The organism is Paenibacillus sp. 1182, from assembly GCF_017833915.1.
Lineage (GTDB): Bacteria > Bacillota > Bacilli > Paenibacillales > Paenibacillaceae > Paenibacillus > Paenibacillus polymyxa_D.
In genome coordinates, this window is sequence record NZ_JAFICR010000018.1 from 43541 (window position 1) to 56075 (window position 12535).

General features: G+C 44.0%; 21 protein-coding genes. 19 read left to right on the forward strand and 2 right to left on the reverse strand.

Annotated features, from left to right (window positions below):
• Positions 1 to 30 precede the first annotated feature (30 nt).
• From rpsH to rpsI, 19 genes are all read left to right on the forward strand, one after another.
• Positions 31 to 429, forward strand: a complete 399-nt coding sequence (gene rpsH / locus JOD82_RS26075) for a 30S ribosomal protein S8 (RefSeq protein WP_007432570.1) — start codon at positions 31 to 33, stop codon at positions 427 to 429.
• 33 nt (positions 430 to 462) lie between these two features.
• Positions 463 to 1005, forward strand: coding sequence for a 50S ribosomal protein L6 (gene rplF, locus JOD82_RS26080; protein WP_029514488.1), 543 nt, complete (start codon positions 463 to 465; stop codon positions 1003 to 1005).
• Between the two features lie 115 nt (positions 1006 to 1120).
• Positions 1121 to 1489: a 50S ribosomal protein L18 gene (gene rplR / locus JOD82_RS26085; RefSeq protein WP_007432568.1), complete on the forward strand. Its 369-nt coding sequence runs from the start codon at positions 1121 to 1123 to the stop codon at positions 1487 to 1489.
• 27 nt (positions 1490 to 1516) lie between these two features.
• Positions 1517 to 2014, forward strand: a complete 498-nt coding sequence (gene rpsE / locus JOD82_RS26090; RefSeq protein WP_013312151.1) for a 30S ribosomal protein S5 — start codon at positions 1517 to 1519, stop codon at positions 2012 to 2014.
• A gap of 12 nt (positions 2015 to 2026) precedes the next feature.
• On the forward strand, positions 2027 to 2212 hold the full coding sequence (gene rpmD, locus JOD82_RS26095; protein ID WP_013312150.1) for a 50S ribosomal protein L30: 186 nt from the start codon (positions 2027 to 2029) through the stop codon (positions 2210 to 2212).
• Between the two features lie 43 nt (positions 2213 to 2255).
• A complete protein-coding gene (gene rplO, locus JOD82_RS26100; RefSeq protein ID WP_013312149.1) occupies positions 2256 to 2696 on the forward strand; it encodes a 50S ribosomal protein L15 in 441 nt (146 codons plus the stop codon).
• On the forward strand, positions 2696 to 3994 hold the full coding sequence (secY, locus tag JOD82_RS26105) for a preprotein translocase subunit SecY (RefSeq protein WP_013312148.1): 1299 nt from the start codon (positions 2696 to 2698) through the stop codon (positions 3992 to 3994). The genes rplO and secY overlap by 1 nt, the downstream gene beginning before the upstream one ends.
• 90 nt (positions 3995 to 4084) lie before the next feature.
• The gene (locus JOD82_RS26110) at positions 4085 to 4729 is read left to right on the forward strand and encodes an adenylate kinase (RefSeq protein WP_029514486.1); all 645 of its coding nucleotides are present in this window, start codon (positions 4085 to 4087) and stop codon (positions 4727 to 4729) included.
• Positions 4730 to 4734: 5 nt separating this feature from the next.
• Positions 4735 to 5274, forward strand: coding sequence for a M24 family metallopeptidase (locus JOD82_RS26115; protein WP_209950200.1), 540 nt, complete (start codon positions 4735 to 4737; stop codon positions 5272 to 5274).
• A gap of 9 nt (positions 5275 to 5283) precedes the next feature.
• Entirely contained in the window at positions 5284 to 5592 is a 309-nt protein-coding gene (locus JOD82_RS26120; RefSeq protein ID WP_013312145.1) for a KOW domain-containing RNA-binding protein, read from the forward strand.
• 2 nt (positions 5593 to 5594) lie between these two features.
• A complete protein-coding gene (infA, locus tag JOD82_RS26125; RefSeq protein ID WP_006212898.1) occupies positions 5595 to 5810 on the forward strand; it encodes a translation initiation factor IF-1 in 216 nt (71 codons plus the stop codon).
• Positions 5811 to 5928: 118 nt separating this feature from the next.
• Positions 5929 to 6042 carry a 50S ribosomal protein L36 gene (gene rpmJ, locus JOD82_RS26130; RefSeq protein WP_003333770.1) on the forward strand — a complete coding sequence of 38 codons (114 nt, stop codon included), beginning with the start codon at positions 5929 to 5931 and terminating at the stop codon, positions 6040 to 6042.
• 21 nt (positions 6043 to 6063) lie between these two features.
• Positions 6064 to 6432: a 30S ribosomal protein S13 gene (gene rpsM, locus JOD82_RS26135; RefSeq protein ID WP_007432560.1), complete on the forward strand. Its 369-nt coding sequence runs from the start codon at positions 6064 to 6066 to the stop codon at positions 6430 to 6432.
• Between the two features lie 19 nt (positions 6433 to 6451).
• Complete coding sequence (gene rpsK / locus JOD82_RS26140) at positions 6452 to 6847, forward strand: 30S ribosomal protein S11 (protein WP_013312144.1); 396 nt, start codon at positions 6452 to 6454, stop codon at positions 6845 to 6847.
• Between the two features lie 135 nt (positions 6848 to 6982).
• Entirely contained in the window at positions 6983 to 7927 is a 945-nt protein-coding gene (locus JOD82_RS26145; protein ID WP_007432558.1) for a DNA-directed RNA polymerase subunit alpha, read from the forward strand.
• 34 nt (positions 7928 to 7961) lie between these two features.
• The gene (rplQ, locus tag JOD82_RS26150) at positions 7962 to 8327 is read left to right on the forward strand and encodes a 50S ribosomal protein L17 (protein ID WP_013312143.1); all 366 of its coding nucleotides are present in this window, start codon (positions 7962 to 7964) and stop codon (positions 8325 to 8327) included.
• A 151-nt stretch (positions 8328 to 8478) separates the two neighbouring features.
• Complete coding sequence (gene truA / locus JOD82_RS26155; protein WP_209950201.1) at positions 8479 to 9264, forward strand: tRNA pseudouridine(38-40) synthase TruA; 786 nt, start codon at positions 8479 to 8481, stop codon at positions 9262 to 9264.
• A 183-nt stretch (positions 9265 to 9447) separates the two neighbouring features.
• Positions 9448 to 9885 carry a 50S ribosomal protein L13 gene (rplM, locus tag JOD82_RS26160; protein WP_013312141.1) on the forward strand — a complete coding sequence of 146 codons (438 nt, stop codon included), beginning with the start codon at positions 9448 to 9450 and terminating at the stop codon, positions 9883 to 9885.
• Between the two features lie 20 nt (positions 9886 to 9905).
• Positions 9906 to 10298 (forward strand): 30S ribosomal protein S9, encoded by a 393-nt coding sequence (gene rpsI, locus JOD82_RS26165; RefSeq protein WP_013312140.1) that lies wholly within the window; start codon positions 9906 to 9908, stop codon positions 10296 to 10298.
• A 99-nt stretch (positions 10299 to 10397) separates the two neighbouring features.
• On the opposite strand, the gene JOD82_RS26170 is transcribed toward rpsI, so the two are convergent.
• Both JOD82_RS26170 and JOD82_RS26175 read right to left on the reverse strand, forming a co-directional pair.
• A complete protein-coding gene (locus JOD82_RS26170; RefSeq protein WP_209950202.1) occupies positions 10398 to 11597 on the reverse strand; it encodes a site-specific integrase in 1200 nt (399 codons plus the stop codon).
• Positions 11598 to 11615: 18 nt separating this feature from the next.
• Positions 11616 to 12494 carry an ImmA/IrrE family metallo-endopeptidase gene (locus tag JOD82_RS26175; protein ID WP_209950203.1) on the reverse strand — a complete coding sequence of 293 codons (879 nt, stop codon included), beginning with the start codon at positions 12492 to 12494 and terminating at the stop codon, positions 11616 to 11618.
• Positions 12495 to 12535: the final 41 nt, after the last annotated feature.

Consider the following 12535-nt stretch of genomic DNA (forward strand, 5'->3'; position numbering starts at 1 on the left):
AGTCCTGTTTGGGAAGGAGGTTTATACACAATGACTATGTCTGATCCAATTGCAGATATGCTTACTCGTATTCGTAACGCGAACACAGTTCGTCACGAAACAGTAGAAATGCCTGCATCTACAATGAAAAAACAAATCGCCGACATCCTGAAACGTGAAGGATTCATTCGTGATGCGGAATTTGTTGAAGATAGCAAACAAGGGATCATCCGTATTTTCTTGAAATACGGTGCGAACAACGAGCGTGTTATCACAGGTTTGAAAAGAATCAGTAAACCAGGTCTTCGCGTTTACACGAAGAGCAATGAGATTCCACGCGTACTGGGTGGACTCGGGATCGCAATCATTTCAACATCCAAAGGTATCATGACCGACAAAGAAGCACGTCAGTCTAAAGCCGGCGGAGAAGTTGTTTGCTACGTTTGGTAAGATAACGTTTAAAAGATAGGAGGTGCAACAGATATGTCCCGTATTGGTCGTAAACCAATCACAGTACCAAGTGGTGTTGACGTGACTTTGAACAACACAGCGATCACAGTTAAAGGTCCTAAAGGAACATTGACTCGTGAGCTTCATAAAGACATGTCCGTTACTGTGGAAAACAATGAAATTAATGTAGTTCGTCCTTCGGACAACAAACTTCACCGCTCTTTGCATGGAACAACCCGCAGCGTTGTCAGCAACATGGTAAGTGGTGTAACTGAAGGATTTTCTAAATCTCTGGAGCTGGTTGGGGTCGGATATCGTGCAAGCAAATCCGGAGATAAAATCGTTCTGAACGTTGGATATTCTCATCCGGTTGAAATCACACCGGAAGCGGGCATCGAATTCGAAGTTCCTTCGAACACTAAAATCATCGTTCGCGGAATTGATAAAGAGCGTGTAGGTGCCTATGCTGCTAAAATTCGTTCCGTTCGTGAACCTGAACCGTACAAAGGTAAAGGGATTAAATACGAAGGCGAGCGCATCATCCGTAAAGAAGGTAAAGCCGGTAAGAAGAAATAAGTTTCTTACCGACTTTGTGCGGTCTTTCTGCTGGAAAGACTTCGTACTTCTTTTTTACCCAGTGCGTCTTAGTATAAAGATTTAAAAGGCAAACTGAAGGGAGTGAAAACTTGAGATGATTACAAAACAAGATAAAAATAAAGCACGTGTTAGAAGACATCTGCGTGTACGTAAGAAAATCGAAGGTACGGCTGTACGTCCTCGTTTGAACGTATTCCGCTCTTCCAAGCATATCTACGCACAACTGATTGATGATGTAGCTGGTGTAACATTGGTATCTGCATCCACTATGGATAAAGAACTGAGCAGCGAAATCAAAAACGGCGGTAGTGTTGAAGCAGCTCGTAAGGTTGGCGAACTCGTTGCTAAACGTGCGAAAGAAAAAGGTCATGCTAACATCGTATTTGACCGTGGTGGATACTTGTATCATGGACGGATTCAAGCTTTGGCTGATGCAGCTCGCGAAGCAGGCCTTGAATTCTAAGACATTTCTCAAAAGGAGGTTAACGACTTGCGTGTAGATCCGAATACTTTGGAACTGACTGAAAGAGTAGTAAATATTAATCGTGTAGCTAAAGTTGTCAAAGGCGGACGCCGTTTCAGCTTCAGTGCTCTGGTAGTAGTGGGCGACGGCAACGGCTGGGTAGGCGCTGGAATCGGTAAAGCTGGCGAAGTACCTGATGCAATTCGCAAAGGTATTGAAGATGCTAAGAAAAACCTGGTTCACGTTCCACTCGTAGGAACAACAATTCCTCACCTTGTTACAGGTAAGTTCGGTGCTGGCCGGGTTCTGTTGAAACCGGCATCGGAAGGTACTGGAGTTATCGCTGGCGGTCCGGTTCGTGCTGTACTGGAACTTGCTGGTGTAGGTGATATCTTGACAAAATCTTTGGGTTCTTCGAATTCCATGAATATGGTCAATGCGACTTTGGAAGGTTTGTCCCGTTTGAAACGCGCTGAAGAAGTTGCAAAATTGCGCGGCAAATCCATCGAAGAGCTGCTGGGCTAAGGAGGGAATATCATGGCGAAATTAGAAATTACCCTCGTTCGTTCGTTGATCGGCCGTCCTGGTAATCAGAGAACGACTGTTAAAACGCTCGGCTTGCGTAAAATCAACCATAAAGTAGTTCAACCCGACAATGCAGCTATTCGCGGGATGATTAATCAAGTTAGCCATTTGGTTTCTGTTAAAGAAATTGAGGCTTAAGAAATAAAGTATTTTAACAATAATCAAGGAGGTGCAACGAACGATGAAGTTACATGAGCTTTCCCCAGCTCCAGGCTCCCGCAAAGAACGTAAACGTTTGGGTCGTGGTCCTAGTAGTGGTACGGGTAAAACTTCTGGTCGTGGTCATAAAGGTCAAAACGCTCGTTCCGGCGGTGGTGTACGTCCGGGCTTCGAGGGTGGTCAAAACCCACTGTATCGTCGCTTGCCTAAACGCGGTTTCGTAAATCCTACTCGTAAAGAGTATGCGGTTTTGAATATCGAAGATTTGAACAGTTTTGCAGCGGGTACAGAAGTAAGCCCTGAGTTTTTGCTGAACAATGGCATTGTGAAAAACGCCAAATCCGGAATTAAAATTCTGGGTAACGGTGAAATCACTGTGAAATTGACAGTTAAAGCGAACAAGTTCTCTCAATCTGCGGTAGAGAAAATTGAAGCTGCCGGCGGTAAAACCGAGGTGATCTAATGTTCAAGACCCTGAAAAATATATGGCGGGTTGAGGATCTTAGAACCCGAATCCTGTTCACCCTGTTTATACTCTTTGTATATCGTATTGGCTCCTTCGTGCCGGTTCCCGGCGTGAACAAGCAAGTCTTTACTTCTCAGGATCAAGCAGGAAGCGAGTTGTTTGGACTCCTTAACACCTTCTCAGGGGGCGCATTGTATCAGTTTTCGATCTTCGCCCTCGGGATTATGCCATATATTACAGCGTCCATCATTGTACAGTTGCTGTCAATGGACGTGATTCCGAAACTTGCGGAATGGGCTAAACAAGGAGAGCATGGTAAAAAGAAGTTGGCTCAAATTACGCGTTATGGTACGGTAATACTTGGCCTGATTCAAGCATTCGGAACGTCGATTGGCTTTAATCGACTGTACGGTGCAGCGATGATTCCAGGAGCCACTTTTGCAGATTATCTGGTCATTGCCATTGTGCTTACAGCAGGAACTACGTTCCTTATGTGGCTCGGTGAGCAAATTACCGAAAAGGGAATCGGCAATGGTATCTCTATTGTTATCTTCGCAGGGATTGCGGCGGGTATTCCAAGACATATTCGGACGGTTGTAGAATCTCAGTTTATTCAGGCGGATCAGCTGTTTATGAATATTCTGAAGGCAATTATAATTGCTCTGGTGATTGTTCTGATTATTGTTGGTGTTATCTACATCCAGCAAGGTATTCGGAAAATCCCGGTACAATACGCGAAACGTGTAGTTGGCAACAAAATGTACGGTGGCCAGAATACGCATATTCCGATGAAAATTAATGCGGCAGGCGTTATTCCGGTAATCTTTGCGGTATCATTGCTGCAATTCCCGACAATTATTGCGAGTTTCTGGGCAGATCATGTTTGGGCTAAGTGGGTTACCACTTACTTGTATTATGACAAGCCGCTGGGCATGGTTTTGTATGTCGTAATGATTATCGGTTTCACATTCTTCTATACCTTTGTACAGATGAATCCGCAGCAAATGGCCGACAATATGAAGAAAAACGGCGGTTATATTCCGGGAATTCGTCCGGGTAAAGCCACGGAGAAATACTTGACACGAGTAATGTCACGTTTGACAATGACAGGAGCTTTGTTTCTGGCAGTCATATCCGTTTTGCCGGTATTCTTCGGTTCGCTTTCGGGCTTGCCTCGTTCCGTGCAAATTGGCGGTACTTCATTGCTCATCATCATTGGTGTAGCATTGGATACAATGAAGCAAATCGAAAGCCAACTGATCAAACGCCATTACAAAGGCTTCATCAACAAATAGGCAATAGGTACCGGCTTAGGATGTTCGCATGCTTACCGGCACCTTTTGTGCTGTTTCTTGTGTAGGGGTCGTCTTGAGGAGTGACAGATTGTGAATATTTTGATCATGGGCCCTCCGGGGGCTGGTAAAGGTACACAAGCAGATGTCATTGTGAAGGAATTCGGCATTCCTCATATCTCGACAGGTGATGCTTTTCGCCTAGCGATGAAACAGGGAACACCTATTGGCATTAAAGCTAAAGAATATATCGACAAGGGTGAACTTGTTCCGGATGACGTAACAATCGGCATCGTTGAAGAACGGCTGCAACAGCCAGATTGCAAGAAAGGGTTCTTGCTGGACGGTTTTCCAAGAACTTTGGCTCAGGCTGAAGCCTTGGATCAAATTTTGGGTCGTTTGAATACGAAGCTAGATGACGTTATTAACTTGAAAGTGGATAGTGACAACTTGTTGGCACGAATCACAGGACGGCGGGTTTGTAAAACCTGCGGAACTAGCTATCATATTGTCTTTAATCCTCCTAAGGTTGAAGGCATTTGCGACAAAGACGGTGGGGAACTCTATCAGCGTCCTGACGATAATGAAGATAGCGTAAGAACACGACTTGACGAATATAGTAATAAAACAGCACCACTCCTCACGTTTTATGAGAACCAGAATCTTCTGCGTCATATCGACGGAGAACAGGATATTGATGTGGTTTCCCAAAATATCGTGTCCTTGTTGCGGGGTTAGCTGTAATGATCATTTGCAAGTCGGGGGCGGAATCAAGCTTTATGAGGAAAGCTGAGAGAATAGTTACGGAAACGGATCATTTCTTGGCAGGACACATCGAGCCCGGTATTACGACCGGTGAACTTGATCATTTAGCTGATCGGTATATTCGCAGTCAGGGAGCTGTGCCGTCTTTTAAAGGTTATAACGGTTTTCCTGCTAGCATTTGCGCTTCAGTCAACGAACAACTGGTGCACGGATTTCCCGGCAAACGCAAGTTAAACAAAGGCGATATCATCGCGAAAACTCGCCAGTTTACAATGTCGCATGCCATTCGGCAATATATTGAGAATCCAAACCGTGGTATTCCTGAGCAGGGGCCGAGGCTGAAAACCGGCATTGTGCTGGCTATTGAATCTATGATTCAAATAGGTTCTCACCATGTAGGGACGCTGGAAGACAACTGGACGGTCGTTACGATCAACGTAACCTCATGTGCTCATAACGAGCAAGCGGTGACGTGCGGAACGGGCGGCATGGACATTTTCACGAAACTGAGTGCGTAGGTGATTGGAATGATTCAGCAAGGAAACCTGCAAATCGGTCAGCTGGTGAAGATTCTGAAAGGCAGAGGTGCCGGACAGATTGCGGTTGTCGTTTCAGTAGCAGATAGCAGGTTTGTATATATTGCGGATGGGGATAAACGAAAGTTTGATCAAGCGAAGAAGAAAAATGTTCTTCATTTGGTGCCTCAGCCAAAGATTAGTAGCGAGATTGTAAACAGTTTAAACGAAAGCGGTCGGGTGACGAATGGAAAGCTGCGCCATGCAGTGAAAACTTTCCTGGATTCGTCCGAATACCAAGCTGAAGAGAAAGGAGACTGACTTTGGCCAAAGAAGATGTCATTGAGGTTGAAGGTACGGTAATCGAGCCACTGCCGAACGCTACGTTCAAGGTAGAGCTGGAGAACGGTCATCAAATTCTTGCTCATGTTTCCGGAAAGCTGCGGATGCACTTTATCCGTATTTTGACAGGCGACAAGGTGGTTGTACAGTTATCGCCTTACGATTTAACCAAAGGCCGTATAACGTACCGCAAGTAATTCATGCAGGTTTTTATTAAACGTATATCATTTAAAAAAACTTGTTTTGCTCGGCAAAACGATGTGAATGTTCACGAAGCGAGTTTTACCAGGGTAAAGCTTGGAGGAGGTAATCAACATGAAGGTAAGACCTTCTGTAAAACCTATTTGCGAAAAATGCAAAGTCATTCGCCGCAAAGGGAATGTAATGGTTATTTGCGAAAATCCGAAACACAAACAAAAACAAGGTTAATAGAAGGGGGTGTAGCGTAAAATGGCTCGTATAGCTGGTGTGGATTTGCCACGTGACAAACGCGTTGAGATCGCCTTGACTTACATTTTCGGAATCGGTAAAACGACTTCTCAGAAAATCTTGAAGGAAACAGGCATCAGTGCAAACACGCGTGTTCGTGATTTGACTGAAGATGAAGTGAGCAAATTACGTGAAACGATCGACAAAGAAGTTAAAGTAGAAGGCGATCTGCGTCGTGAAATTTCCTTGAATATTAAACGTCTGACTGAGATTGGCTGCTACCGTGGTGTTCGTCACCGTCGTGGGTTGCCTGTTCGCGGACAACGTACTAAAACTAATGCTCGTACGCGTAAAGGTCCTCGTCGGACTGTAGCGAACAAAAAGAAATAAGAAGGGAGGATAACATTCAATGGCTAAACCGAAAAAAGTTGTACGTACAAAACGCCGTGACCGTAAAAATATCGAGACTGGCGTGGCACACATCCGTTCCACGTTCAACAACACGATCGTTACGATCACAGATCCACACGGTAACGCAATCTCTTGGGCCAGCTCAGGCGGCATGGGATTCCGTGGTTCCCGTAAATCTACTCCATTCGCAGCGCAAATGGCCGCAGAAACTGCTGCTAAAGCTGCTATGGAACACGGCATGAAAACTGTCGAAGTCATGGTTAAAGGACCTGGTGCAGGTCGCGAAGCAGCAATCCGCTCTTTGCAAGCTGCTGGTTTGGAAGTTAACCTGATCAAAGACGTAACTCCGGTACCTCATAACGGATGCCGTCCTCCAAAACGTCGTCGCGTCTAATGAGATTTCTCCTCTGCGTGTAGTATAGATCCGGCACAAACTGCCAAGAATGGATGTTTAGGTATACTGCATGATAGACTATGGATAAGGTGAATGTTTCATATAGGAGCGACGTTTTGAAGGAGGGATATTGCAGTGATAGAAATCGAAAAGCCGAAAATTGAGACGGTTGACGTCAATGATGATGGCACCTATGGAAAATTCGTAGTAGAACCGCTGGAACGCGGATACGGTACGACGCTTGGAAACTCGCTTCGCCGTATTCTGTTATCCTCGTTACCGGGGGCAGCAGTCACATCGGTTCAAATCGATGGGGTTCTGCACGAGTTTGCAACGGTTCCCGGTGTGAAGGAAGACGTAACGGAGATCATTCTGAACTTGAAAGCTTTATCGCTTAAAATCCACTCGGATGAAGAGAAAGTACTCGAAATCGATGCGGAAGGCGAAGGAGTTGTAACGGCAGGAGATATCCGTGCGGATAGTGATGTGGAAATTCTTAATCCGGATCTTCACATTGCTACGCTCGGACCGGGTTCGAGACTTCACATGCGTATTTTTGCCAATCGCGGTCGCGGTTACGTTAAGCAGGATCGGAACAAACGTGATGACCAGCCGATCGGCGTCATTCCCGTCGACTCCATCTACACTCCGATTGCACGCGTGAACTACGGCGTAGAAAATACGCGTGTCGGCCAGGTTACGAATTATGACAAGCTGACACTTGAGGTTTGGACTGACGGAAGTATTCGTCCCGAGGAAGCAGTGAGCCTTGGAGCCAAAATTTTGACCGAGCATGTGATGTTGTTCGTGGGTCTCACGGACGAGGCTAAAGATGCTGAAATTATGGTTGAAAAAGAAGAAGACAAGAAAGAAAAAGTTCTTGAAATGACGATCGAAGAGCTGGATCTCTCCGTCCGTTCCTATAACTGCCTTAAGCGCGCTGGTATCAATACGGTACAAGAACTCACGACTAAATCTGAAGAAGATATGATGAAGGTCCGTAACTTGGGTCGCAAATCTTTGGAAGAAGTACAAGAGAAGCTCGAGGAACTTGGTTTAGGACTTCGTACGGAAGAATAGTACAGCAACGTTTTTGTGAAGGAGGGGAATTTACATGGCATACCAAAAATTGGGCCGTAACTCCAGTGCCCGTAAAGCTTTGTTTCGTGATTTGGTAACCGATCTGTTCTTGTATGAGCGTATCCAAACTACTGAGGCTAAAGCAAAAGAAGTTCGTTCTATTGCTGAAAAACTGATCACCAAAGCGAAAAAAGGAGATCTGCACGCACGTCGTCAAGTGGCTGCGTTCGTTCGCCGTGAAACTTTGGATGGTGAGCAGGATGCAATCCAAAAGCTGTTTAGCGAATTGGCTACACGTTACACTGAGCGTCCAGGTGGATACACTCGTATCTTGAAATTGGGACCTCGTCGTGGCGACGCCGCTCCAATGGTATATCTGGAATTGGTTGACCGCGCGTAAACAGGCGAAGATGAGGGAAGGGTGGACAGAATCGGCTTGATTCTGAACAACCCTTTTTTTCTCTTGGAGGAGTCCTTGAGGGACTTCTCCTTTGTTATGTTCGGTTATTCCTTGTAAGGCCAGAGAATACCCCTATAAAGGTGTGAGAAGCATGCGGAACTTGTGCATGAAGGTGAACTATGACGGAACCCACTATGATGGCTTTCAGACGCAGCCTAACGGTAACACTATTCAGGACTGCCTTGAACATGCTATCTACTCATTGACGGGCGAGCGTCTTAAAATTACAGGCTCAGGCCGTACAGATGCAGGTGTACATGCATACGGGCAGGTATTCAATTTTCACACTGAATCGCCGATTCCAATACAGCGCTGGTGTCTGGCACTTAATGCCTGGTTGCCTCGTGATATCATCGTTACGGATGCGAGAGAGGTGCCAATGTCCTTTCATGCACGCCGCATGGCGAAGCGGAAGACATATCGGTACAGTATTAATGCGAACCGGTTTCCGGACATCTTTCACCGTCGTACACAGGCCCATCATCCAACGAGTTTGGATGTAAGAGCGATGGAGGAAGGGTTGGCTCATTTAGTTGGCACCTTTGATTATACTTCGTTCGCATCTCGACGTTCCCAAAAGACGAATCATGTTCGCACTATTTACGAAGCCTATATGACAGTAGACCATTCCTTTTCACGTCCGGGCTCGGATGATCAGGGAATTATCCATACTTATATTACAGGTAGCGGATTTTTGCAGCACATGGTTCGGATTATTATGGGGACTTTGCTGGAAGTGGGAGAAGGCAAAAAATCGTCGGATGATATTCCTTCCATTTTGGAGGCGAAAAATCGTTCAAAGGCTGGACCTACGGCCGTCGGACACGCTTTAACTCTCTGGAATGTAGAGTACGACAAAAACATCAAAAAACATTGATTTTACTCTTGCGGAATTGATGGTTATCCTGTAATATAAAAGTTGTGTTTTCTTAATGGCTTTCCCACAGCCCCAATTAAGATAATCACTTTAAAGTAACATCTAATCCATCAATAATGCAGCAACTTAACGAACGAAGATAAATGATGATTTCTGTTAACGAACTTAAGGAGGATACTTTTCATGCGTACTACGTATATGGCGAAGCCAAATGAAGTTGAGCGCAACTGGCACATCATTGATGCCGAAGGCAAAACGCTCGGTCGTCTGGCAAGCGAAGCGGCTGCGTTGATTCGCGGCAAACACAAGCCACAGTTTACACCACATGTGGACACAGGTGATTTTGTTGTTGTAATCAATGCGGAAAAAATCGTATTGACCGGTAAAAAAATGGAGAACAAGAAATACTACCGTCACTCCCTGCATCCGGGTGGTCTGAAAGTAACGGTTGCACAAGAAATGGTTAAGAACAAGCCTGAGCGCATGTTGGAATTGGCTGTTCACGGTATGCTTCCTAAAACTCGTCAAGGCGAGAAAATGAAGCTGAGACTTAAAGCTTACAGAGGCACTGAGCATCCACATGCAGCACAAAAACCTGAAGTTTACGAACTTCGCGGATAATTAAAAGGGAGGACAGTTTCATGGCACAAGTACAATACTATGGGACAGGTCGTCGTAAACATTCGGTAGCTCGTGTTCGTCTCGTACCGGGTGAAGGACGCATTGTCATCAATAAGCGTGATATTAATGAATATTTCGGTTTGGAAACTCTCAAACTGATCGTAAAACAACCACTGAACCTGACAGAAACAGTTGGTAGCTATGACGTACTCGTTATCGCTCATGGTGGTGGTATCTCTGGTCAAGCCGGCGCAATTCGCCACGGTATTTCCCGTGCTTTGTTGAAAGCAGATCCGGAATTCCGTCCAGCTTTGAAAAAAGCAGGATTTTTGACTCGTGACCCACGTATGAAAGAACGTAAAAAATACGGTCTCAAAGCCGCTCGTCGTGCTCCACAGTTCTCGAAACGTTAATATCCCTTGTATATCAAGGAATTTCAGCCCTTGGCCTTCATTGGTCAGGGGCTTTAATTTGAGCTAAAAAGTTCCGTGACCATATTTTGACCATTTTTATTATTCTTGATCATTCGTGACCACATCTGAACCAGTGATTGGAGGCTCGAATTCCATAAATTTTTCAAACCGATCAGCTGTTTTTTCTTTTACTGCTTTTGTTACATGCGTGTAAATGTTCATAGTCATTTTAATATCTGAATGTCCAAGACGTTCCTGGACTTCTTTAATGCTGGCCCCGGCTTCAAATAAAAGTGATGCATGGGTATGTCTTAAGCCATGTACAGTTATTTTGTGTAAGTTGTTAGAGCGAATGATTTCATTCAGTTTGTCGTTTGGATAGGCCAAGCGAATTGGTGTTCCATCCTCACGTGTAAAAATCATTCTGTCATCGTTAGTGCCTATTGGCTGCACAATGCCTCTGCTTTGCTCTGTACGGTGTTTTTTTAGCAGGGCAAGGGTTGTATCGTCTAAACTAAGAACACGTCTGGAGGCAGGCGTTTTGGAGGTCAAAGGCGTGAAAGTTTTTTTATCAAAAAATAATGTCTTATCAAGATTAATTGTTTTTTCTCTAAAATCTATATCGTTCCAACGTAAGGCCAGAACCTCCCCTTTTCTTGCGCCAGTATAAATTAATAGGTGAAACATCAATTGATCACGATAGCTATATGCTTGCTTGGCTATTCCAAGGAATTTTTTGATTTCGTGCTTTTCCCAATAATTTCTCATTTTTTGTTCCCCCGCTAATTGATCACTTTCTTTTTTAGGTATGACGACGCCTACATCCATTGGATTGCTCTTGAGTATTTCCATCAGAACTGCAAACTCGAAAACTTGATTGGCATACATCTTCATGTTTTCCACTGATTTAATATCTTCTGCAATTTTGTTAATCACATCTTGGCAATATGAACGGGTTATATCTTTTATTTTTATATTACCGAAGTGCGGGAGAATTTGACTATTGAAACATGAGCGAACTGTTTTTCTGGTTGGAAGCTTAAATCTTTTAAAATTGGTTTCATACCACTTCTCATAGACCTCTTCGAAAGTAATTGATTTATCTTGTATAATGAACTTACCGTCTTTTACTTCCTTTTCAGTTTGGGCTGCGTCCAATTTTGCTTCTGCTTTGGTTTTAAAACCGCGTTTGGTAGATGATTTTTTCTTCCCTGTTACTGGGTCGATTTCACCAGTGTAATACTTATACAGCCACATATTGCCTTCTTTCTTCGTTGTGTACTTCTGAAAGCTTGCCATAACATTTTCCCTCCATGATTAATAAATTCTGCCCCGATTTATAACTTCTTCTAGGTCTTTCATTTGTAATAGTAAAGTTTTAGAACCTGTACCGTATCTGCGACTTATTCGGCCTAGCATGAGTTTTATATTTCCAGGTTCGAAATAAACAATGTCATGCTGAAGAATTTTCACCCCTTCAAACTGTAGTAGATCTTCACTTTCGATTGGCTTAAAAGGACCATCCAAAGGAATCGGGATTTCTTTTTTTTGAGAAAGCGTAATTTCATCTACATGAAATATCAGCTGAGATGGACCCTCATAAGTAAAAGATGGATCGTAGTAAGCGTAAATTGTTGGTTCACAAATCTGCGGTATTTTTTTAGACATCACCCCTTTCGTAGTATTGGTTTGCTGTTCAATGCTTGTCCGTATTTGCCCTTCATAATTTCTCCGCATTATTTGGTTTAATCTTTTTCTAGCTAGATAAATAGGGACTTCAAATGTATTAGATAGATATAAAAGGGCATCGTTAAATAACCTTGGCAGCTTAAGCCTAGACAGCATAAAGAAAGGCATTGAAGCATAGAGAACGAATTGATCTGCATCTGCTTCTTGAAGTTCTATGAACGCCCTGGGCATAATTGTTTGATTACCTGCGTGTCTTAGTAAATGACCCACTTCATGAAGCAACTCAATACGTTGTTCCCTTAAAGGCAACCGATTATCTAAAAGCACACTACGTAAACCGGACGCTGATTCATAAGCCTTGCTTTTTTGGGCAGACGAGTAAATCCAGATATTCAAAGCAGCTGCAATTCTTTCGATAGTTACATGTTGAGGTTCAGTAATACCATTTTTTAAATACATATTTTCAATACAATGTTCTAAGTATGTAGGTTGATAATGGGAAATCATGTCGTTCCTCCAGGTAATCGGAATGTATGTTCGTATGTATG